At 60.5% G+C, this 21,475-nt stretch carries 18 protein-coding genes and 1 pseudogene; 18 read left to right on the top strand and 1 reads right to left on the bottom strand.

Features of this window, described 5'->3' with window-relative positions:
- Positions 1-95 precede the first annotated feature (95 nt).
- Positions 96-956 carry a formate dehydrogenase accessory sulfurtransferase FdhD gene (fdhD, locus tag C2U58_RS18825; RefSeq protein WP_026070516.1) on the bottom strand — a complete coding sequence of 287 codons (861 nt, stop codon included), beginning with the start codon at positions 954-956 and terminating at the stop codon, positions 96-98.
- A 477-nt stretch (positions 957-1,433) separates the two neighbouring features.
- Between fdhD and C2U58_RS18820 the strand changes: the two genes are divergently transcribed.
- The 18 genes and pseudogenes from C2U58_RS18820 to fghA all read left to right on the top strand — a co-directional run bounded on the left by C2U58_RS18820 (position 1,434) and on the right by fghA (position 21,463).
- Entirely contained in the window at positions 1,434-3,707 is a 2,274-nt protein-coding gene (locus tag C2U58_RS18820) for an FdhF/YdeP family oxidoreductase (RefSeq protein ID WP_026070515.1), read from the top strand.
- Between the two features lie 31 nt (positions 3,708-3,738).
- Positions 3,739-4,779, top strand: coding sequence for a GTP 3',8-cyclase MoaA (moaA, locus tag C2U58_RS18815; protein ID WP_017354497.1), 1,041 nt, complete (start codon positions 3,739-3,741; stop codon positions 4,777-4,779).
- Between the two features lie 8 nt (positions 4,780-4,787).
- Positions 4,788-5,786, top strand: coding sequence for a bifunctional molybdenum cofactor biosynthesis protein MoaC/MoaB (gene moaCB, locus C2U58_RS18810; protein WP_026070513.1), 999 nt, complete (start codon positions 4,788-4,790; stop codon positions 5,784-5,786).
- Positions 5,783-7,036: a gephyrin-like molybdotransferase Glp gene (gene glp, locus C2U58_RS18805; RefSeq protein WP_017354495.1), complete on the top strand. Its 1,254-nt coding sequence runs from the start codon at positions 5,783-5,785 to the stop codon at positions 7,034-7,036. Before moaCB ends, glp begins: the two co-directional genes overlap by 4 nt.
- Positions 7,036-7,296 carry a MoaD/ThiS family protein gene (locus C2U58_RS18800; RefSeq protein ID WP_017354494.1) on the top strand — a complete coding sequence of 87 codons (261 nt, stop codon included), beginning with the start codon at positions 7,036-7,038 and terminating at the stop codon, positions 7,294-7,296. The genes glp and C2U58_RS18800 overlap by 1 nt, the downstream gene beginning before the upstream one ends.
- Positions 7,297-7,299: 3 nt before the next feature.
- A complete protein-coding gene (locus tag C2U58_RS18795) occupies positions 7,300-7,818 on the top strand; it encodes a molybdenum cofactor biosynthesis protein MoaE (RefSeq protein WP_017354493.1) in 519 nt (172 codons plus the stop codon).
- Positions 7,784-8,350 carry a molybdenum cofactor guanylyltransferase gene (locus C2U58_RS18790; RefSeq protein WP_026070512.1) on the top strand — a complete coding sequence of 189 codons (567 nt, stop codon included), beginning with the start codon at positions 7,784-7,786 and terminating at the stop codon, positions 8,348-8,350. Before C2U58_RS18795 ends, C2U58_RS18790 begins: the two co-directional genes overlap by 35 nt.
- Positions 8,347-8,706, top strand: a complete 360-nt coding sequence (locus C2U58_RS18785) for a hypothetical protein (RefSeq protein ID WP_017354491.1) — start codon at positions 8,347-8,349, stop codon at positions 8,704-8,706. The genes C2U58_RS18790 and C2U58_RS18785 overlap by 4 nt, the downstream gene beginning before the upstream one ends.
- Positions 8,707-8,793: 87 nt before the next feature.
- Positions 8,794-9,537 carry a molybdate ABC transporter substrate-binding protein gene (gene modA / locus C2U58_RS18780; protein WP_026070511.1) on the top strand — a complete coding sequence of 248 codons (744 nt, stop codon included), beginning with the start codon at positions 8,794-8,796 and terminating at the stop codon, positions 9,535-9,537.
- Between the two features lie 3 nt (positions 9,538-9,540).
- Entirely contained in the window at positions 9,541-10,224 is a 684-nt protein-coding gene (gene modB / locus C2U58_RS18775) for a molybdate ABC transporter permease subunit (RefSeq protein WP_005413347.1), read from the top strand.
- Positions 10,214-10,873, top strand: a pseudogene (locus C2U58_RS18770) (ATP-binding cassette domain-containing protein); the annotation flags it as partial. The gene modB and the pseudogene C2U58_RS18770, both read left to right, overlap by 11 nt.
- A gap of 685 nt (positions 10,874-11,558) precedes the next feature.
- Positions 11,559-12,956, top strand: coding sequence for a sigma-54 dependent transcriptional regulator (locus C2U58_RS18765; RefSeq protein ID WP_026070510.1), 1,398 nt, complete (start codon positions 11,559-11,561; stop codon positions 12,954-12,956).
- A gap of 9 nt (positions 12,957-12,965) precedes the next feature.
- Entirely contained in the window at positions 12,966-14,987 is a 2,022-nt protein-coding gene (locus C2U58_RS18760; protein ID WP_017354487.1) for a cache domain-containing protein, read from the top strand.
- A gap of 120 nt (positions 14,988-15,107) precedes the next feature.
- Positions 15,108-16,031, top strand: a complete 924-nt coding sequence (locus tag C2U58_RS18755) for a bestrophin family protein (protein ID WP_227832955.1) — start codon at positions 15,108-15,110, stop codon at positions 16,029-16,031.
- A 233-nt stretch (positions 16,032-16,264) separates the two neighbouring features.
- Complete coding sequence (gene uvrB, locus C2U58_RS18750) at positions 16,265-18,244, top strand: excinuclease ABC subunit UvrB (RefSeq protein WP_017354485.1); 1,980 nt, start codon at positions 16,265-16,267, stop codon at positions 18,242-18,244.
- Positions 18,245-18,456: 212 nt separating this feature from the next.
- On the top strand, positions 18,457-18,732 hold the full coding sequence (gene frmR, locus C2U58_RS18745) for a formaldehyde-responsive transcriptional repressor FrmR (protein WP_017354484.1): 276 nt from the start codon (positions 18,457-18,459) through the stop codon (positions 18,730-18,732).
- 503 nt (positions 18,733-19,235) lie between these two features.
- Positions 19,236-20,564 (top strand): DUF3422 family protein, encoded by a 1,329-nt coding sequence (locus C2U58_RS18740; RefSeq protein WP_026070509.1) that lies wholly within the window; start codon positions 19,236-19,238, stop codon positions 20,562-20,564.
- Between the two features lie 68 nt (positions 20,565-20,632).
- Positions 20,633-21,463: an S-formylglutathione hydrolase gene (gene fghA, locus C2U58_RS18735; protein ID WP_017354482.1), complete on the top strand. Its 831-nt coding sequence runs from the start codon at positions 20,633-20,635 to the stop codon at positions 21,461-21,463.
- Positions 21,464-21,475: the final 12 nt, after the last annotated feature.

Below are 21,475 nucleotides of genomic sequence, written 5' to 3'. Positions count from 1 at the left end.
GGGGTGGGTGGTGGCTAGCGGCTCAAGTTCCGATGGTGCCTAGCAATTTCATCGGCGGAGATCCTTGCTCATTGCACGGCAGGCGTCATCTGGCGTCATACGGCTGCTAGGTGTGCAGCTTCCAAATCGAGTAGGCGCTGGGGGTGTGAATAGATGTTGAAGCCATCCGAGCGCGCGAAACCGACAAGACAGATCCCTGCGGCCTTTGCGAGATCTATGGCTAAGGCTGTGGGTGCCGATACCGCTGCAACGATCGCCATGCCTGCATAGGCGGCCTTACTCACCATTTCGTAGCTAGCACGGCTAGATAGAAGCACGAGACCTTCGTTGGTTGAAGTCGATGAGCGCCTCATTGCACCAATGAGCTTATCTAGTGCGTTGTGCCTGCCCACGTCTTCGCGTACCACTTCGATAGCTCCGTCCGGGAGAACCCATGCTGCTGCGTGGGTTGAGCCGGCAGCCTCGTTCATTGGCTGTAGCCCTTTTAGCGAGGACAGTGCTACGCGTAGCGCCAAGGCGGAGTAGGTGGTGGGTCGGTCGATTGGCAAAGGCATTCTGAGCACTTGCTCCAGTCGACTAGCTCCACATAGCCCGCAACCGCTACGCCCGGGTAGGTTGCGGGTGGCGTCGTTGGGCATTGACACGATGGGCGCACTATCTGTGACTTCCATCGCCAGCTCAATGCCTTCCAGCGATGGCCTCACTTCAATCCGGAGAAGTTGGGAGGGATCAGAAATTGTTCCCTCCGTCATGGAAAAGCCCAGCGCAAAGTCTTCCAGATCCGTTGGGCTGGCCATCATCACCGAGAAAGGACTGTCGTTGTAGAGCATCGCGACAGGCACTTCTTCGGCAACGCTGTCCATGATTGAGCCGCGCTCGCCACCACGCCACCGAAGGGTTCTTCGATATGCGATGCCGCAGGGCTCGTTGGCAGGTACTGGGCTGGGCGCTTGCATGGAGATGAGGCCTGGCGGGGAGGGAAGCCGGTAACGATGATCTGGGCGTGCAGGGTCCCTCGGGTCGGGGACTTCTTAGTGGTTTGACAGTGCGGAGAGTATCCCAAGGCGTACACCCCGCTGCGGTCAAAATTTACAAATGTTCGCAGATGGACAGTTTGGCTGAGTTGATCCGACATTCTGTTCGAGGGGCTGTGGCCCGCCTGTCCGCTACATGTGCCTGTAGCTAGAAAACGCCCGATAAATTAGATAGTTACAATCGATGGCGGGTGGCGTGAAGACCTGTTCGTGGTGAGGGCCAGGATGAGCGCTTCGGGTCCGTTGAGGCACTCGTATCGGACACCAGTGCCTCGATTCGATCCCCGGCGTGTACGCCGGACGTCTTGTCTGGGCAGGGTGGACATACTGTCCGTGGAAGGGGAGGCCGTCGCGTGCTTAACTTTTCCCACTCCCAATTGCATGCTGCGAGTGCCTGTCATGTCAGAGCAGAAGATCCCCCGTTACAAAGCCTACGACCATCCTGCCGGTGGTTGGGGTGCCGCCGGTGCAACCGCCAAGGTTCTGATGCAGCAGAGCGTCATTGCCAAGGGATCTAAAGCGCTTTTGTCGATGAATCAGCCTGGGGGATTCAAGTGCCCCAGTTGCGCTTTCCCGGATGCAGATCACACCAAGAAGCTGGAGTTCTGCGAAAACGGTGCGAAGGCCTTGGCATGGGAGGCAACCAAGCATCGCGCCACGCGTGAGTTCTTCGCGGAGCACACTGTCCAGGAGCTGATGGCGCAGTCCGACTATTGGCTGGAGATGCAGGGTCGATTGACCGAGCCGATGCGATATGACCCGGTATCCGACCATTACGTTCCTTGTAGCTGGGATGAGGCCTTCGCGCTGATCGGGCGACACCTGCAGGCCCTGTCCAGCCCGCATGAGGCTGAGTTCTACACCTCGGGGAGGACGCCGAACGAAGCCGCGTTCCTGTACTCGATCTTCGTGCGCGAGTTCGGAACCAACAACTTCCCGGACTGCTCGAACATGTGCCACGAGCCGACCAGCCGGGGGTTGCCGCCGGCAATTGGTGTCGGCAAGGGCACTATCGTGCTCGATGACTTTGAGCATGCTGAGGCCATCTTCGTCATCGGCCAGAACACAGGCACCAACTCACCACGAATGATGTCCAACTTGGTGGAGGCGCGGAAGCGTAATGCTCCAATTGTCGCGGTCAATCCTATGCCGGAACGTGCGCTGATTCGCTTTGCCGAGCCCCAGGACGTCGTGCAGATGGCCACGTTTGGCTCCACCGAGATTTCCAGTGAATTTGTACACATTCGCATCGGCGGTGACCTGGCCCTGATCAAGGGCATCATGAAGGCTATGTTCGAGCGGGAAGCGGCCGGCGAGTCTGTTCTCGATCACGAATTCCTGACCGAGCACACCGTCGGGCTGGAGGCATTGCGTGAAGAAGTGATGTCCCTGGAGTGGAGCCAGATCGTCCAAGTGTCCGGGATCAAGAAGGAGCAGATTCTGCGTTGTGCAGAGATCTACATCCGTTCCCGTGCGACCATTATCTGCTATGGCATGGGCCTGACCCAGCACCAGCAAGGATCTCGCCTTTTGCAGCAGGTTGCCAATCTGCTGATGCTGCGCGGCAACTTCGGAAAGCCCGGGGCGGGCATTGCTCCTATTCGCGGCCATTCCAACGTGCAAGGCGACCGTACCGTCGGCATTGATGAGAAGCCGACGCAACGCTACCTGGACCAAGTTCGCGACGTGTTCGGGTTCGAACCGCCGCGCGAACATGGGCACCATGTGGTTGAGTCTATTGAGGCGATGCTGGCTGGAACCGCCAAGGTCTTCATCGGCATGGGCGGGAACTTCATCCATGCTGTTCCTGATACCGAAATTGCCTACAGGGCAATGCGTGGTCTTGAGCTTACGGTTGGCATCGCCACCAAACTCAACCGTGGCCACCTAGTGCATGGCAAGGAGGCGCTGATCCTACCGGTGGTGGCGCGCTCGGAGTGGATCCATACCCCGCTGGGTGAGCAGTTTGTCACCATTGAGGATGCCATGTCGAATGTCACCGCATCCCGTGGAGTACTGGAGCCTGTGAGTGAACATGTTCTTCCGGAAGTTGAGATCGTGTGCCGCATGGCAATGGCAACACTGCCGGACAGCAAGGTCGACTGGGCAGCTTGCATGCACGATTACAACCATGTTCGTGAGCTGATCGCGGCGGTCTATCCCAGCATCTACGCAGACTTCAATGAACGGATCCAGGCGCCGCGTGGCTTCCACTTGGACATTCCGCCGCGCCGCCGTGAGTGGCCGACACCTAACGGGAAGGCCAATATTCTGGTGTTGCCGGGTCTTGAAGTGAACGACCTGGTCGAGGATCCCACTATGCTTCGGCTGGCCACGGTTCGCTCCCATGACCAGTACAACACGACAATCTACAGCTACAACGATCGCTATCGCGGTGTGTATAACGATCGAATGATCCTCTTCATGAACCTGGAAGATCGAGTAGCACGAGGGATTGGGAAGGAGGAACAGGTGAGCCTCGAGACGATCTCCAGTGATGGCGTCTGCCGGCGGGTCGATGGGTTGACTGTGCTTGACTATCCGATGCCGCGTGGCGCGATTGCGGGCTACTACCCTGAACTCAATCCACTGCTACCTCTGGATTACTTCGATCGCATCAGTGGTACCCCCGCGGCGAAGTCGATCCCGGTCAGGGTGGTCATTTCACAGTGATTGCGCCGGCATGTCGTAGGGAGGACTAAGAATGTCAGCCGAGCTCATTCGGGCGCCAGAGCCGGTAGGTGAGGGCGCACTGGCAGATCATCCCCGCCAACTCACCGACGGTTTCGGACGCAGCTTTCCGTACCTGCGCCTTTCGTTGACCGAAGCCTGCAACTTCCGTTGCAGCTACTGCCTGCCCGACGGCTACCAGGCCGATGGCCGCCCGCGCTTCCTGCAGGTGGAAGAAATCGCGCGCCTGGTGCGTGCGTTTGCCGCGCTGGGCATGAGCAAGATCCGCCTGACCGGCGGCGAGCCCAGCCTGCGCAAGGACCTGGATGAGATCATCGCCACCGTGGCGGCGGTGCCGGGCATCCGCAAGGTGGCCATCACCACCAATGGCACGTTGCTACCGCGGCGCCTGCCGGGCTGGCACCGCGCCGGCCTGACCGCGCTGAACGTGAGCATGGACAGCCTGCAGCGCGAACGTTTCAAGACCATCACCGGGCATGACCGCCTGCCGGAGATCGAACAGGGCCTGGCCCTGGCGCAGGCGCTGGGCCTGCCGGCGATCAAGCTCAATGCGGTGCTGCTGCGTGGCCTGAACGACGACGAGCTGCCGCAGTGGATGGACTACCTGCGTGACCGCCCCTTCAGCGTGCGCTTCATCGAACTGATGCGCACCGGCGACAACGAAGCCTATTTCCAGCGCCACCACCTGCGCGCCGACGTGGTGATCGAGCAGCTGCTGGCGGCTGGCTGGCACGAACGGCCGCGCGCCGCCGATGCCGGCCCGGCGCGTGAGTACAGCCACCCGGACCATCGCGGCACGGTGGGCATCATCGCCCCGTATTCGCGTGACTTCTGCAAGGGCTGCAACCGCCTGCGGGTGACCGCCAAGGGTGACCTGCGGCTGTGCCTGTTCGGCGAGTTCGGCGTGCCGCTGCGCCCGCTGCTGCAGAGCGACGATGACCATGACGCGCTGCTGGCACGCATTACCACGCAGCTTGGCCTGAAAGCGGCCGGGCATGGACTGCACCAGGGCCAGACCGGGCTGACCCCGCACCTGGCCTCCATCGGAGGATGAGCAACACGATGAGTGGGGAATTGAATGCGGCCTTCCATATGGCCGATGTCCGCGACAAGCGCATCACCCGCCGACGTGCGGTGGCGGTGGGCGAGCTGCATGCCGGTCCAGTGGCCTATCCGCTGATCGTCGAGCGCCGCCTGCCCAAGGGCGATGCGCTGGTGATGGCCGAGATTGCCGGCCTGCAGGGCGCCAAGATGGCCTCGATGCTGATGCCACTGTGCCACCCGCTGCCGCTGGAACTGGTGCAGGTGTTCTGCGCGCCGGTACCGGAACGGCAGGCGATCCGCGTGTGGTGCGAGTGCGCCAGCGAGGCGCGCACCGGCGTGGAGATGGAGGCACTGGCCGGCGTCAACGCGGCGCTGCTTACCCTGTACGACCTGAGCAAGCCGGTGGAACCGGCCCTGCGCATCGAAGGTATCCGCCTGCTGTTCAAGGAAGGCGGCAAGCGCGGTGTCTGGCTGCACCCCGACGGCATGGACGATGCCGAGCGCACGCGTTTCAAGCCGCGTGCGCCGAAGGGCCTGGAGGGCGCGGCCTGCGCGGTGATCACGCTGAGCGATCGCGCCAGCGACGGCACCTATGAGGATATCTCTGGCCCGACCCTGGTGACCGGCCTGAAAAAGCTGGGCGGCGAGGTGGTGGCCGCTGAGGTGTTGCCCGATGGCATCGAGCCATTGGCGGGTCGCCTGCAGGCCTTGGCCGCCGAGGGCGTGCGCCTGTGCCTGTGTACCGGTGGTACCGGACTGGGCCCGCGTGACCTGACCCCGGAGGCGCTCCGTTCCCTGAACGCGCGGCCGGTACATGGCCTGGCGCAGATGGTGCGCGCGCTGAGTGCACAGCACACGCCGATGGCCTGGCTGAGCCGCGCCGAGGTGGTGCAGCTGGGCAACATGCTGGTGTTCGCGCTGCCCGGCAGCCCGAAGGCGGCGGCGCAGTGCCTGGATATCCTGGCGCCGGTACTGGGCCACGCCCTGGCGATGGTCGAGGGGGATGGCCACTCATGATTCCCTATTGCGAAGCCTTGCAGCACCTGCTGGACGCGGCCACGCCGCTGCCGGCCGAGCGCGTGCCGCTGCATGAAGCCGGCGGCCGTACCCTGGCCAGTGACATCCACAGCGGGCAGTCGTTGCCGCCGTTCGACAATTCGGCGATGGACGGCTTTGCGCTGCGCGCCAACGGCGCGACGTTCGAGGCCGGTACCGAATTCGCGGTGCAGGGCTGGCAGGCAGCCGGCGATGCCGGCGCCGAAGGCGGCGAGGGTGCCTGGGAAATCATGACCGGAGCGCGCATGCCGGTTGGCCTGGATACGGTGGTGCCGGTCGAGAACGTGGAGATCCTCGCCAGCGAGGACGGCCGCCCGACCCGCATCGCGCTGACCGCGACGGTGAAGCCGGGCCAGAACGTGCGCCTGCGCGGCCAGGACGTGCGCGAGGGTGAGCGCGTGCTGTGCGCCGGCCAGGTGCTGGATATCAATGCCCGCACCCTGCTGCACGCCCTGGGCGTGGGTGAGGTGGCGGTGGTGGCGCGGCCGAGGGCGGCGGTGATCGCCACCGGCAAGGAACTGGTGACCGAGGCGGCGCAGGCGCTGGAATCGGGCCAGATCCGTGACAGCAATCGCCCCTACCTGGTGGGCCGCCTGCAGGCGGCCGGTGCCGAGGTGGTCTGGCAGGGCACGGTGGGCGACGACGTGGCCGCGTTCAATGCGGTGCTGGATGAAGCGCTGGCCGCTGGCGCGCAGCTGCTGATCAGTACCGGCGCGGTGTCGGCCGGCCGCTACGACTTCGTTCCCGATGCGCTGCGTGGCCGTGGTGCGCGCATCGTCTTCCATAAGGTGGCGATCCGCCCCGGCAAGCCGTTGTTGTTCGCGGTGTTGCCCAATGGCGCGCTGTACTTCGGCCTGCCCGGCAACCCGGTTTCGGCTGCCGTGGGCCAGCGCTTCTTCGTCGAGCCGGTACTGCGCCGCCTGCTGGGGCTTGCACCGGAACCGGTGTTGCGGCTGCCGCTGCAGGCCGACGTGCGCAAGCCGCCCGGTCTGCGCTTCCACGCGCGGGCGCGGGTGGAAATGGACGGGCAGGGGCGCCTGAGTGCGCGCGTACTGTCCGGGCAGGAGTCGTTCCGTTTGATGTCCATGCTGCAGGCCAACGCCTGGGTGGTGCTGGAGGCCGAGGGAGACCTGGCCAGCGCTGGCACCTTCGTGCGCGTGCAGGGCTGGGGTCACCACGAACCGGTGCAGCTGGTGAGCCAGGAGTCATGATGAAACAGGTGAATCTGCAGTTGTTCGGTGCGTTTTCCGATCTGGATGCCAGCCGCGAAATCGCCGTCGATGTGGCCGGTGGCACCGTGGCCGATCTGCGCCAGGCGCTGCGCGAGCTGCTGCCGGTGCGTTGGCCGGGTTTCCGCGCGGGCCTGCTGGACTACTCGGCGTTTGCCGACCAGCAACGCGTGCTGCGCGACCACGAGGCGCTGCCCGACGATGGCCGCGTGGCGATCCTGCCACCAGTGAGCGGGGGCTGAGCGATGAGCGAGAAGATCATCGCGACGGTGGTGGACCGCGCGCAGGCGGCGATCGATCCGGCCGAAGGCATCGCGGCGGTATCTGATCCGGGCTTCGGCGGCATCGACGTGTTCATCGGCAAGGTGCGCGACGTCAACATCGGCCGGCCGGTGACCGGGATCACGTACGACCTGTTCGAACCTTTGGTGCTGAACGAGTTCAAGCGCCTGGCGGCAGAGGTCGAGGCGACGTTCGGTCCGAAGCTGAAGCTGTATGTGGCCCACGCCAAGGGCCGGTTGGGCATTGGCGATGTGGCGGTGGTGGTGGCCGCCGGCAGCCCGCATCGAGACGAGGCATTCCGGGCCTGCCGGCAGTTGATCGAGGTGGTCAAGCACCAGTGCCCGATCTGGAAGCAGGAGCATTACGAGGACGGCGACAGCGAGTGGACCGAAGGCTGCAGTCTCTGCCATGCGGATAACGAACCCACGCAAGCTCATGACAATGCCCATGAATGTGCACACGATCACGAACATTCCCACTGACGGCATCGTGCTGGCCGGTGGTCTTTCCAGCCGGATGGGCCGTGACAAGGCGCTGCTACCGTGGCACGGGCGAACCCTGCTAGAGCACATGCGTGGCCTGCTGCGACAGGCAGGTGCGGAAAGGGTATGGGTGAGTGGCAACTACCCGGCCTTCGGTGGCATTCCTGATCGCGTGGCACGCTGCGGCCCGTTGGGCGGGCTCTACAGTGTGGCCATGTGCATGCCGGACGCTGCCGCTCTGGTGCTTCCGGTGGATACGCCCAATGTGACCCCGGCGTTACTACAACGGTTACGTGATGCGCCTTCGGCTGCCTGTGTGCTGTTTGCGGAAGAACCCCTGCCGATGCGGTTGCAGATTGATGACCATTGCCGGCATGTGTTGCGGGAATTGATCGAGAATCCGGCGGCGCACCGCTCGCTACACGCCCTGCGAGAACGCTTGGGCGCAATCGAGCTGCCACTGGCGGATAGCGAATACGACCAGCTACTCAACTGCAACACCTCAACCGAGCTCGAGTTCATTGCATCATGAAAGTCCAGCTACAGCGGCAGGCAGTTCGTCTGCGCGTTGATGAAGAGGAGCTAGCGCAGTTGCTGGCCGGCGAATCGGTGGAGAACCTGACGCGGTTCGGCGGCGATCGCGGCTGGGGCATGGTGCTATCACTGCATGCAGGGCAACAGGCGGTGCTTCTGGAGGGGAGCGAGTACTGCCGGTTGATGCTTCCTCGCGAAGCGGTTCAGTCCTTGGCATTACGTTTGCCCTGTCGTGATGGTCTGGGTTTTGGCATTGCGCTGGATGATGACATCTCGCTGCAGCTTCAATTCGATGTGGATGTACGAGACAGCCTGCGCCAACGAGGTCCGCACCGTCGTGCACCCTCTACCTAGCTCTGGGCGGGCCAGCTATGTAGCGCCTGCGATGCCAAGGATAGGCGGTGAAACCGATCTAAACCCAACCAAACGGGGAAACCAATGATGAAACGAGTTGGACTGTTGTTGCTGGGACTGCTGGCCACGGTGCCGGCCTTGGCGGCCGACCTGACGGTGTCGGCGGCATCGAGCTTGACCGAGAGCTTCCGCGAACTGGGCACCGCCTATGAGAAGGCACACCCGGGAACCAAGGTCGATTTCAACTTCGCCGCGTCCGGCGTGCTGCTGCAGCAGATCAGCCGCGGCGCGCCGGTGGATGTGTTCGCGTCGGCCGATGAAACCACGATGGACCAGGCCCAGCAGCAGGACCTGCTGGCGGCCGGCACCCGCGAGGTGTTCGCGGTGAACGCGCTGTGGGTGGTGGTGCCGCCGCAGGCCAAGGCTGCGCCGCGTACCTTGAAGGACCTGGCCGGTGCCGGTGTGCAGCGCATCGCACTGGGCAACCCGGACAGCGTGCCGGTCGGCCGCTATGCCAAGGGCGCGCTGGAAGCGGCGGGCCTGTGGCCGTCGGTGCAGGGCAAGACCATCACCACGCAGAACGTTCGCCAGTCGCTGGACTACGTGGCGCGCGGTGAAGTGGATGCCGGCTTCGTCTATGCCACCGATGCGCAGGCGATGCCTGATCGGGTGCGCCGTGCCTTCGCGGTGCCGGTGGCGGGGCGCATTGCCTATCCGTTGGCGGTGACCAAGGCCAGTGCGCAACCGGTTGAAGCCAAGCGCTTCACCACCTTCGTGCGTTCGGCACAGGGCCAGGCGATCCTGGCCAAGCATGGGTTCGGCAAGCCCTGAGGCATGGATCTCGACTGGAGCGCACTGTGGTTGTCGCTGAAGGTGGCCGGCTGGGCCACCGCGATCAATCTGGTGCTGGGCGTGGCACTGGGCGCGCTGCTGGCACGTCGGCGATTTCCTGGCCGTGAGCTGCTGGATTCGCTGCTGACCCTGCCGATGGTGCTGCCGCCGACCGTGCTGGGGTATTACCTGCTGGTGCTGATCGGCCGCAACGGCCCGATCGGCGCGTGGCTGCAGTCGTGGTTCGGCATCAACCTGGTGTTCACCTGGCAGGCGGCGGTGATCGCTGCGGCGGTGGCCTCGCTGCCGCTGGTGTTCAAGCCGGCACGCGCGGCGTTCGAGGAAGTGGATGGACAGTTGGAGCAGGCCGCACGCACGCTCGGTGTGTCCGAAGCAGCGGTGTTCTTCCGCATCACGCTGCCGCTGGCGTGGCGCGGCATCCTCGCCGGCCTGCTGCTGGCGTTTGCACGCGCGATGGGCGAGTTCGGCGCGACGCTGATGGTGGCGGGCAGCATTCCCGGCCGCACGCAGACGCTGTCGATCGCCATCTACGAAGCGGTGCAGGCCGGCCAGGACGGCAAGGCCAATGCGCTGGTGATCCTGACCTCGGTGGTGTGCATCGTGATCCTGCTGCTGGCCGCGCGGCTGGTGGGCGGACGTCGCCGGGAGCTGCGTGATGTGGCTTGACCTGCAGGTGCAGCGTCGCCTGCAGGCGGCCGGCCAGGATTTCGTATTGGACGTGTCGCTGCAGTGCACGCAGCGGCAGGTGGTGCTGTTCGGGCCCTCGGGCGCGGGCAAGAGCCTGACCCTGAAGGCGGTGGCCGGGCTGCTGAGGCCGGGCCAGGGTCATGTGCGCCTACAGGGGCAGACCCTGTTCGATGCGGCCACCGGTGTGGATCTGCCGCCGCAGCACCGCCGGCTGGGCTACGTGTTCCAGGATTACGCGCTGTTCCCACACCTGAGCGTGCGCCAGAACGTGGCGTTCGGTCTGCAGAAGGGCTGGTTGAATCCGCGGGTCGGCCAGCGCTTCGATGCGGTGGAGCAGTGGTTGCACGCATTCCGCATCGATACGGTGGGTGATCTGCTGCCCTCGCAGGTGTCCGGCGGCCAGCGCCAGCGTACCGCCTTGGCACGCGCCTTGGTGACGCAGCCGCAGGCGCTGCTGCTGGATGAACCGTTCTCCGCGCTGGACCAGGATCTTCGCCAGCACTTGCGGCAGGAGCTGGAGGCCGTGCTGGACGGGGCCGGTATTCCACTGCTGCTGATCAGCCATGATCCCAACGACATTGAGATATTTGGGGGCCAGATCGCCTGCATCGAAAATGGGCGACTGATCTCTCCTCCCGGCTCGCGTCAGAGGCCGACCCGTCAGCCCCGCCTTCTACCATCCTTAGTCGGCTCCCCAACAAGCCCGGGTCTTGAGGGGAAGAGCAACCATCAGTCAGTCGGAGACTCAGAGAGTCCAAAGCCACGATACATCTGCCCGCGAGCCGCGCAAATGGGAGACGACCCTGGTGCATAGGCATCTCTATGCCGGTAGGCGAGCGGTAGGGCCTGGACCTTCTTGCAAGGCGGATCGACTCGCCCGCGCTTGGCCGCGCTGCGTGGCTCCGGCCGAGGCGGGGACAACGCGCACCCAGCGCTTCCCATATGGCCGAATTGGCGTAATGATCCGCTCGAAGGGAGCGAGACTTCTCCAGCCTCCCGTGGCGACCGACCGCCGAGGGGCTTGGAGGGGCACGGAGGCCATTGGCGCTCTGGGCAATATGGCGAGGAGCCCCCGGTCCGTTTGGCCACCAAGAGGTCGATACTAGGCTCGTAGGGCAAGAGTTCCGGATTGGCATATGACTGAGGTCGACAGCATTGAACGTCTCAGACTGGCCTTTGGTGCACAACGTCCTACGTCGTGAGAGGGGGTGTTTTGTTCGATATGTCACCCGTCATCTAGCGGTCGAAAGATCGAAATGAACTCGAACACGAATCGACGGAACTAGCCACGCTTCAATTGTACTGAGGGAAACATGACGCCAAAGAGCGCCAACCAATCTTCCGAAGAGCGCGCAAACGGCGATCTTGCATGGCCGGACCTTGCGCGCTCATCGATACTGATCGTTGACGACGAACCTGGCATGCGTAGCTTCTTGGTTCGTGCCTTGCGACCGCGATGCAAAGTTGTGGAAGCTGCAGCTGACACCATTGAAGCGGAGCAGCATCTGACGGAGCGCCACTTTGACATCGTGATTGTGGACAACGTGTTGCCAGGGAAGAGTGGCATCGCGTGGCTGGAGGACCAGCGCAGGGGAGGGGTCTTGGCCGACTTCATTCTGATTACTGCGTACGCAGACTTGGATTCCGCTATCGGCGCTATCCGCGCGGGAGCGGCTGATTTTCTTCTCAAGCCTTTCAGAACCAATCAGTTGCTGGCCGCTATATCGCGCTGCCTGGAACGCGGTCGCCTACGGCGGGAGAATGCCATTCTCCGTCACGAGCTACATGGCTCCGGTGCACCAGCTGCGCTTCGAGACAGGCTCACAGGTAGCTCGCGTGCGATTCAGGCCACCAAGGATCTGATCGCGAAGGTCGCACCACTGCCCAGTAGCGTGCTGTTCACTGGAGAATCCGGCTCTGGAAAGGAGGTTGCCGCAAGATCGCTGCACGCGTTGTCCGCACGGGCATCTCATCCTTTCATTCCAATAAATTGTGCAGCTGTTCCCAGCGAGTTGATTGACGTTGAACTGTTCGGGAGTCTCAAAGGAACGTTCAGTGGAGCGAACTCGTCTCGCCAAGGACTGGTCGCCTATGCAGAAGGCGGAACATTGCTGTTTGACGAAGTCGCTGATCTTCCCTTGGCTCTCCAAGGAAAGCTGCTAAGGATGCTTGAAGATAGACGGATACGACCAGTTGGCGCAGATCGGGAGATTCCGATCGATGTCAGATTCATCTTCTCAACCAACAAGAATTTGGTTGCGGAAGTGAAGAATGGAACATTCCGGTCGGATCTCTACTATCGCATCAACGTTCTCGAGGTGTCGCTTCCTCGCCTTCATGACCGCGGCGCTGATGTGTTGGAGCTGGCGGCGGGCTTCATGCGTGAGCTGGGGCTGCAGCTTGGCCTTCAACCGATTCCGATCGACGAAAGGATCCGGGCATATCTTCAGAGCTACTCGTGGCCCGGGAACGTCCGCGAGCTTCACAACTACGTTGAGCGTAGCCTGATACTCGGACACTTTCCGACTCAGCTTGAGCGGTTGGAGTCACTCTCTGACCCACGAAGCCGGCTGCTCTCGGAGGTCGAGCGCAGGCACATCCTTGCAGTGCTTCGTGAGACTGGCGGAGATCGCGAAAGAGCGGCCACGATCTTGGGCATATCGCGAAAGACGATTGATCGTAAGTGCTCCAGTTGGAATGTATCAGCCTAGGAATCTGCAATGAACCGAGCGCGCTCAGTTCGCTTCCGCCTGCTTCTAATCGCGATCCTTCCAATGTTTGTGATCCTGCCGGCTATCGTCGGCGGACTCATCTACCAATGGGATTTGCGCTTCGACCGACTGCTCGCCTCGAAGGTTGGCGGGGACCTGAAAGTTGCGGGACAGTACATGAACCAGCTGCTCGTCAACGACCGCGCGACGCTGGCTGCGATTGCTGATTCGCAGAGCTTCCATGGCGTCATTAGCCAGGGGGTCAACAAGAATGCAGAGCTTGGCAGCCTACTAGCGTCGAAAGCCCAAGGTGGTTCACTAGACTTCATCGCACTGTTGGATTCAAACGGTCGCTTGTTGGCTAGTAGTGAGCCGGCCTCGCCAGCTGAGCTTGACTTGGACTGGTCAGTCATCGAAAAGGCCCTGAAGGGAGCGTCCAGCGTGGAGGTGGGGGTGGTAAGCCGGGACGATCTGATGGAGATCTCCCCAAAGCTCGCCGCACGGGCCGAGGTCATTCGTCCGCATAACGCAAGGAATCCTGTCGATTCGGCCCAGAGTGAGAAGCGGGGCCTAATGATTCAAGCTGCAACGCCGGTTGCACTTCCAAACAATCAGGTTGGCGTCTTGATTGCGGGTACTCTGCTGAACCACAACACCGAGTTCATCAAGCAGATCACTGATCTTGTCTACCGAGATAAGGCCCTGCGTACTGGCGCAACAGGGATAGCCTCCATCTTCCTTGGTGATACCCGCATCAGCACCAACGCGTTGTTGGCGGGAGGGAACCCAGCGTCGGGGACACGGGTGTCTTCTGAAGTGGCCGAGGCCGTGCTGGGCCAGGGAAAGACCTGGCAGGCGAGAGCCTACGTAGTCAATGATTGGTACATTGCCGGCTATATGCCCATTCTCAATGGCCGGGGCGTACCTATTGGTATGCTCTTCGTGGGCTTTCTGGAGGAGCCATTCACCACCGCCCGTCGAAATTCCATCGGAGCGATCGTGTTCGGTTGCCTCCTTGTTGCAGTCATCACCGTACCCCTTTTTCTGTACATCGCTCGCGGCGTGTTCAAGCCACTTGAGCGGATGGATCAGGCAATTGGACGGGTCAAGGCGGGCGACCGCAGTGCTCGCTCCGGAGCAGGGGCATCCAATGATGAAATCGGACGTGTCGCTTCGCACTTGGACCAGCTGCTCTGTCAGCTGGAAGAGAAGGAACGGCAGCTGGTCGCCTGGAACGAGGAGCTCAATTCCAGGGTAGAGGAGCGAACTGCTGGTCTCGCACTAGCCAATAGACGGTTGGAAGAGACGACCCAGCACCTGATTGTCACTGAGAAGCTGGCAACAATTGGCGAGATCGCAGCAGGAATAGCGCACGAGATCAACAATCCGCTTGCCGTCATGCAGGGGAACCTCGAGCTTCTGCGTGACTCGATCAGGGAGCCCGAGGGTCAAGGGTTTGGAGAAGAGATTGACCTCATTGAGGATCAAATTGGGCGTATCAGCACCATTGTTTCCAAGTTGCTGCAGTTCTCCAAGCCCAGTGAGTACTCCGGTCATAGTGAGCTGTTAGAGCCTGCCACGCTGATGTTGGAGACGCTGCCCCTGATTCAACACCTCATCAAGCGCCATCCCGTGAAGATAGAGAAGAACTTCCTGTCCACACGGCTCGTAACGGGCAATCGGGGCGAGCTGCAGCAAATTCTTGTGAACCTCCTGATCAATGCAATCTATGTCATGCAGAAGGGCGGAACGCTGGGATTGGCGACGTTGGACGTTGACGACGTTCATGGTCACCCTGGCGTCGCTTTGCGAGTCTCAGATACTGGAAGCGGCATTCCTCAGGACATTCTGGTCCGAATTTTTGAGCCATTCTTTACGACCAAACATCGTCAAGGTACTGGGCTGGGTCTTTCCATCAGTCAGATGCTTGCCAACCGCCACGGTGGCAGCCTGTCGGTAGTGAGAACCGGCCTGACAGGGACGGTCATTGAACTATGGATGCCCGAGGCTGCCGACGATGAACTGCTTTAGACCTGCTGTAGCAGTGTCATGCGAACGGCGTGATGTCATTCGCATTTCGAACTCAAGTGGAAGGAATTTGTTGCCTAGGCGTATCGACGCCAGCAGTCGATCAATGAATCAGAGGTTGGCATGACACACCGTCTCCCAGATGTTGAAACGAGAATGCGAAGGCAGCCGACGTTGTGGGACGTTGCGTTTGCCGTCAGGGGTACCATCCTGCCCAGGATCGCATTGCATCTACTACTGATTAGCATTGTGACCGCAGGAGCGGTGCTCGCATCAACGGAGCATCCAGGAATCTTTGCTCGCTTCAGTGCCGTTCCGTTCACGCTCATTGGTATCGCACTTTCCGTATTCATGAGCTTTCGAAACAACGCTTGCTACTCCAGATGGTGGGAGGCGAGGCACCTTTGGGGTGACCTGGTCATAGCGTGTCGCTCAATAGCCAGGCAGACGTCCCTGCTGGATCCAAACAGCCGAGCACAGATCCTGCGAGGCCTGTGTGGCTTCAGTGCTGGCCTCTATTCTCGACTGCGCCGGGCCGACGAAGCCCATGCGATCGCACCTTGGTGGGATATTGGCAAGGCATCACAAGGCCCGAATCCGACGGACGCTGTGCTCCAGGGCATTGGCTTGAAGCTTGCCCATCTGGCTCATGAGGGAAGGATCGACTCGATTCAGTACTCGGTGATGGATAAGCAGCTTGCCAACTTGGCTCGTATCCAGGGGGGGTGCGAGAGGATACTCAATACTCCGATTCCATTCTCGTATTCGCTGCTGCTTCACCGGACTGCGATCGTATTCTGCACAACACTTCCTTTTGCGCTGGCAGGAACATTGGGGTGGTGGACCTTTTTACCGGTGCTCATTGTGGCGTACACGTTTTTTGGTCTCGATGCGCTGGGCCGTCAGCTGGAGGAGCCATTCAGTTCCGCGCCGAACGCGCTCCCGATCTACTCAATGCAGAGGACGATCGAGACAGAGCTAATGTCAACGCTGGCTCTGACTGCGGTCGATCAGGAGTCGGTACAGCAGCCAGGTAGGGAGGAGTGAGGCGTGAGCGGAGGGCGGCGGGTGCACTTCTGAGGCCGCTCCGGCATGTAACGACATGCCAGCTCACGCCCTAGCGCTAGTCAGGCATGGGTTGCCAGGCTCACCTGAAAGGAACTCGCCCAAAGATAGCATTCGTACAGCCCCCTTGGTTCCGCTCGCACATATGGGATGGAGTCTGTGAGACGGGAATAGTTCCTCTAACGATCAAGAATGAGCCAGTAGGAGCGTAAGTGATGTCAACAGATATGTTCGTAATGCATTCGGATCATACGCCGGCCGGGGATCAACCCGAAGCGATTGCCAGGCTAATTGCTGGCATCGAGGAGGGAGCAACACATCAGACCTTGAAGGGAATTACAGGGTCAGGGAAGACCTTCACGATGGCCAATGTGATCCATCGGCTGAAGCGACCCACGCTCATTCTTGCGCCAAACAAGACGTTGACTGCTCAGCTCTACGGGGAGATGAAGGCGCTGTTCCCCGAGAACGCCGTGGAGTATTTCGTTTCCTACTACGACTTCTTCCAGCCAGAGGTCTATATCCCAGGTAGCGATCGTTACATCCAGAAAGACTCAGCCATCAATGATCACCTTGAGAGGCTTCGACTATCGACTACGAAGTCTCTGATTGAGCGTAGAGACGTGATTGTTGTCGCTTCGGTGTCCTCAATCTATGGACTGGGAGACCCACAGAGCTACCGGGATCTGCAGGTTGAGCTTGCGCTTGGAATCGAACTGGATCAGAGGGACTTCCTGCGTCGGCTTGCATCGCTTCAGTACGACAGGACTGAGCGGACCCTGAAGCGTGGCACGTTCCGTGTGTCTGGCGATGTGGTCGATATTTTTCCCGCCGACTCTGAGTACAAGGCAATTAGAGTAGAGCTCACGGACGAGGGGAGAGTGCAGTCGCTCACCTGGATTGATGCGGTTACAGGGAAGAAGCTTGGCGATGAGACGCGCTACCTCGTTTCTCCAAAGACACTCTTCGCAAGCCCCAAAACAGAAATCAATGAGGCTACGAAGGCCATCCTCAAGGATTTGGAGGCCAGGGTGACGGAGCTCAACGCATCTGGTCGAATCGTTGAGGCAAATAGGCTTTACGAGAAGATCACGAACGACGTGGAGATGATGAGGGAGCTGGGATATTGCTCTGGCATGGAGAACTACTCCAGTTACCTGAACTCGAAGCCTTCAGGAGCTAGGCCGACGACACTCATGGACTACCTCCCGAAGGATGGCCTGCTATTTGTTGATGAGTCGCACGTCATGGTTCCTCAGATCGAGGCGATGTTCAGGAGCGATCAGAGCAGGAAGGATACTCTAATCGAGTACGGGTTCCGTCTACCTTCGGCGATGAACAACAGACCGCTTAGCTTCTCTGAGTTTGAAGCCATCAAGCCCCAGACGATCTTCGTTTCGGCTACGCCTGGCGCCTATGAGATTGGGAGATCCAAGGGAAGATTGATTGACCAGCTCATCAGGCCCACTGGCTTGCTCGATCCGCTGGTAGAGGTGAGGCCGAGGGAGGGCTACAGGCACGATCTTCTGTCAGAGATCGCCCGTTGTGTACGAGAGGGCGACAGGGTCTTGGTGACCACGCTGACAAAGGTGTCTGCTGAGGAGCTGTGCGAGTTCCTCGAGGATCAAGGGGTGCGTGCGAAGTACATGCACTCGGATATCAAGGCAGAGGATCGAGTTGAGATCATCAATGGGCTGAGGGCCGGCGAGTTCGATGTGCTAGTGGGTATCAGCCTGCTGAGAGAGGGGCTCGATATTCCTGAGGCCTCTCTGGTCGCTATCGTTGATGCGGACCAGGCGGGCTTCCTTCGGTCGAGCCAGGCCCTCATTCAGATGATTGGACGAGCCGCAAGAAACTCGCGCGGTAAGGCGATCATGTATGCCGATACGATCACTAGTGCGATGCGGCAGGCCATTTCTGAGACTGATGACAGGCGACAGCATCAGATCGCGTTCAATGAGGAGTTCGGCATCACCCCGTCAACGTCTCGCGGAATGTTGGGATCAACAGAGGCTCGACCTGACCGGTCGCAAGCCCATTCAGCGGAGTTCTGCGCCAACCTAAAAGACCTCTGTGATCGAATTACATCAAAGGAGCGACAGCTTCTGGAGCTCTCTGATGCCGGGGACGAGGAGGAGATCGAGTTCGTCAGGCTGGAGCTAGACAAGCTATACCGCCAATTCATCTACATGTAACCACTCTTTCGAGTGGTGGGGCGTGGCTCCTACAGGAGCCCGCCTTTTGTGGTGTGGGGGTGGGGCGGGAGGGGTCTGTCACTGGCCTCTGGCGGCGGCTCGAAATCAGGCGCAGACTCAGTTGACGGAGTTAAAGACCCTCGCAGATTGCTAGCTTGCATACTATCGGGGAGTATAGTATCGTTCCCTCATGTGATACGGACAGGTGCGCAATGCCTCACAGCCCTCGGGAGAAAAAGCAGGCCCTTACCCGCGTACGTCGGATCAGCGGACAGGTGGCTGCATTGGAGCAGGCTCTGGAGAGCGGGGCGGAATGTGCTGCAGTACTTCAGCAGCTTGCTGCTGTGCGCGGGGCGGTCAATGGTTTGATGGCGACGGTTCTGGAGAGCTATCTGCGTGAAGAGTTCCCGCATAGCGACACCCACACCGACTCTCAAAGGAAGTCGATTGACGAGACCATCTCTATTGTCCGCTCCTATCTCCGTTAGTCAGTTCGCGACATTGCTTGATGGCGCTAGTACTAAGTAGAGGAGGCAATCTATGGGTGTCCGAACTACTTCATTTCCAAGTAGAACCCGCCATTCCTAACCCCTTCGTGGGTTAGGGCGTCACGACTAGGACGTTGAGGCCTTTCCAGGAGGCTCCAAGGCATGCTGGATGATGTCAGTCGAGTTGCGCCTGTCTGTATTTCTTGGAGCGGGCAATCTCTGTCGGCATCGTTGCCTTCGGCATCTGACTGAGTCATGGGAGGCCCTTTGAAGTGAGCTTCCAGCCTCGTTGCGACTCCCATGCGGTCCGCGCCTGGCTGGAAGGTGGGAGAGCAAGGGCCTGCGATCTATGCGGTGCTGTCCTCCCAGCTTGTTGTGGTTCCCACTACCGCCCTACACCAGAGCCGGCTCCACCACACGACCTTTCGCTGAGCTATCGCACAAGCAAGTGATAGACCTCCCGTGAGCGGTGTTTAGAAGATCATCCATTCTTGAGGCTATGTATGAATGACCCATCCGGCCTGAGCCAAGCTGCAGGCACGCCAGCAGAAGGCTACGTATATGGGATGCCGGCGCACGCGGACCGCCGCGCCGCCGTTGAGGAAGTCCATGCGCGACCGCACCTTCTCACCCAGTCTCCGCGAAGCCTTCTCCAGCTCTCCTTCATGACAGAAGGGGACATGAGTCGAGATCGTGCCGCGATCGACGATCTTTCAGGTCGTATGGGGGCTGCAGTCGAGGATCACACCACACCTCATCACGCGCTTACGTGGAATGAGGGTGATCTGCACTGCGAGAAGCACACTGAGTTCTCTTCCTACCTCTGGAGCGCACCACTGAGCTCAGAAACAGGTGAGCCTTGTGGGGACAACCCGTTTAGACAGGGATTCAAGCCGCCAGGACCCGTGATCTCGGCTGTTAGCGTCAGGCTTTTGCCTTGGACCGCGGAGGCGGAGAAGGAAATAGATTGCTTTGATCCCGTCAGCCGCTGCTACTCGCTGGTTGAGAACGGTGCCGCGGCCATTGTGACCGACTTCCGTCAAGACGAGGAAGGGCTAACCCACATGCTCATCCTTGATCGCGACCTGACTCCGGCGCGGGCAGGAGCGCTGGCGCAACGACTGCTCGAGGTCGAGACATACCGAACGCTTGCCCTCCTAGCGCTACCGCTGACTCGTTCCATGACGTCGAATCTTCGTCGCATGGAGGCGCGTCTGGCTGCAATTACTGAAGAGATGCGCAGGGCCTCCGGCGGACGTCGTGACAGTGACGTGCTCCTCTCGGATTTGACCAGCCTGGCTGCAGAGTTGGAGGCGGACGCCGCGGCAAATCTCTATAGGTTTGGTGCAAGTCGGGCTTACTACGAAATTGTTGAAGAGCGACTGGATGCGTTGGCGGAGGATCAAGTTGCCGGCTATAGCACCTGGGCGGACTTCTTGTATCGAAGGATTGCACCGGCCATGCGAACTTGCCAGTCAGTGAAGGAGCGACAGGGGAAGCTCTCAGACAAGTTGACGCGCTCGATCTCGCTCCTCCGGTCGTGGATTGATGTTGAGCTCGAGCGGCAGAACCGCGACCTACTGGCGTCCATGAATGAACGGGCGAAGGTTCAGCTGCGCCTGCAGCAGACGGTGGAAGGTTTGTCGGTGGCCGCCATCTCGTACTACGTCGTGAGTCTTCTCGCATACCTGCTCAAGGGTTTGCCTGGGACGCATGACATCGCAGCAACCGTCACTGCGATCTTGGTTCCCGCTGTATTGCTGCTGATTTGGTGGATTGTCCGAAGGATCAGGCATGCACACGGTGACTCGGCAGTCGAGGACAAGGCCTAAAGCCTCGCTTAAGGCCACATTCGATTCGCGATAGATGGCCTATCAAATTCAACTCAGAGGAAAGAACAATGGAACGCATTGAGCGTCACGCAAGCTTCGGTGGATGGCAGGACGTCTACCAGCATGAATCATCCAGCCTTGGTTGCACCATGAAGTTTGGAGTCTATCTCCCTCCGCAGGCGTCCAGCGGCCCGGTACCTGTTCTCTACTGGCTCTCTGGCCTGACGTGCACAGAGCAGAACTTCATCACCAAGTCTGCAGTGCAGCAGCTCGCTGCTGAGCATGGCATTGCCATCGTTGCTCCGGATACAAGTCCGCGCGGAGAGTCCGTCGCGGATGATCCAGCTTACGATCTCGGCCAAGGTGCGGGGTTCTACGTCAATGCCACCGAGGCACCGTGGTCCGACCACTACCGCATGTATGACTACGTTGTAAGTGAGCTGCCTGCTCTCGTTGAGAAGAACTTCCCTGTTAGCCAGGCTCGCTCAATTAGCGGCCACTCAATGGGCGGCCACGGTGCCTTGGTCATCGCTTTGCGAAATCCAGGTCGCTATCGCAGCGTATCCGCCTTCTCTCCGATCGTGGCACCCACCCAGGCTCCTTGGGGCCAGAAGGCGTTTTCGGCCTACTTGGGGGGAGATCAGGAGCAGTGGCGGCAGTATGACGCCGTGGAGCTGATTGCAGATGCAAAGGAGCGCCTGCCCCTGCTCGTGGATCAAGGGCTCAGCGATGATTTCTTGCAGAATCAGCTCCGCCCCGAACTGCTTCAAGATGCATGCGCCAAGGTGAATCATCCGCTTTCGCTGAACCTTCGCGATGGTTACGACCATAGCTACTACTTCATCTCCAGCTTCATTGCCGATCATCTCAAGCACCACGCATCGGCGCTGAACACCTAACCAAGGAGTGCT

This window comes from Stenotrophomonas sp. VV52, assembly GCF_002893095.1.
Lineage (GTDB): Bacteria > Pseudomonadota > Gammaproteobacteria > Xanthomonadales > Xanthomonadaceae > Stenotrophomonas > Stenotrophomonas aracearum.
The sequence above is the reverse complement of the archived record's forward strand: the minus strand, read 5'-3'. Positions and strand labels throughout refer to the sequence as shown.

Bases quoted from the DNA above. Each gene is read 5' to 3' on its own strand.
- fdhD (WP_026070516.1), bottom strand. From the start codon at position 956: ATGCAAGCGCCCAGCCCAGTACCTGCCAACGAGCCCTGCGGCATCGCA.
- C2U58_RS18820 (WP_026070515.1), top strand. From the start codon at position 1,434: ATGTCAGAGCAGAAGATCCCCCGTTACAAAGCCTACGACCATCCTGCC.
- moaA (WP_017354497.1), top strand. From the start codon at position 3,739: ATGTCAGCCGAGCTCATTCGGGCGCCAGAGCCGGTAGGTGAGGGCGCA.
- moaCB (WP_026070513.1), top strand. From the start codon at position 4,788: ATGAGTGGGGAATTGAATGCGGCCTTCCATATGGCCGATGTCCGCGAC.
- glp (WP_017354495.1), top strand. From the start codon at position 5,783: ATGATTCCCTATTGCGAAGCCTTGCAGCACCTGCTGGACGCGGCCACG.
- C2U58_RS18800 (WP_017354494.1), top strand. From the start codon at position 7,036: ATGAAACAGGTGAATCTGCAGTTGTTCGGTGCGTTTTCCGATCTGGAT.
- C2U58_RS18795 (WP_017354493.1), top strand. From the start codon at position 7,300: ATGAGCGAGAAGATCATCGCGACGGTGGTGGACCGCGCGCAGGCGGCG.
- C2U58_RS18790 (WP_026070512.1), top strand. From the start codon at position 7,784: ATGAATGTGCACACGATCACGAACATTCCCACTGACGGCATCGTGCTG.
- C2U58_RS18785 (WP_017354491.1), top strand. From the start codon at position 8,347: ATGAAAGTCCAGCTACAGCGGCAGGCAGTTCGTCTGCGCGTTGATGAA.
- modA (WP_026070511.1), top strand. From the start codon at position 8,794: ATGAAACGAGTTGGACTGTTGTTGCTGGGACTGCTGGCCACGGTGCCG.
- modB (WP_005413347.1), top strand. From the start codon at position 9,541: ATGGATCTCGACTGGAGCGCACTGTGGTTGTCGCTGAAGGTGGCCGGC.
- C2U58_RS18765 (WP_026070510.1), top strand. From the start codon at position 11,559: ATGACGCCAAAGAGCGCCAACCAATCTTCCGAAGAGCGCGCAAACGGC.
- C2U58_RS18760 (WP_017354487.1), top strand. From the start codon at position 12,966: ATGAACCGAGCGCGCTCAGTTCGCTTCCGCCTGCTTCTAATCGCGATC.
- C2U58_RS18755 (WP_227832955.1), top strand. From the start codon at position 15,108: ATGACACACCGTCTCCCAGATGTTGAAACGAGAATGCGAAGGCAGCCG.
- uvrB (WP_017354485.1), top strand. From the start codon at position 16,265: ATGTCAACAGATATGTTCGTAATGCATTCGGATCATACGCCGGCCGGG.
- frmR (WP_017354484.1), top strand. From the start codon at position 18,457: ATGCCTCACAGCCCTCGGGAGAAAAAGCAGGCCCTTACCCGCGTACGT.
- C2U58_RS18740 (WP_026070509.1), top strand. From the start codon at position 19,236: ATGAATGACCCATCCGGCCTGAGCCAAGCTGCAGGCACGCCAGCAGAA.
- fghA (WP_017354482.1), top strand. From the start codon at position 20,633: ATGGAACGCATTGAGCGTCACGCAAGCTTCGGTGGATGGCAGGACGTC.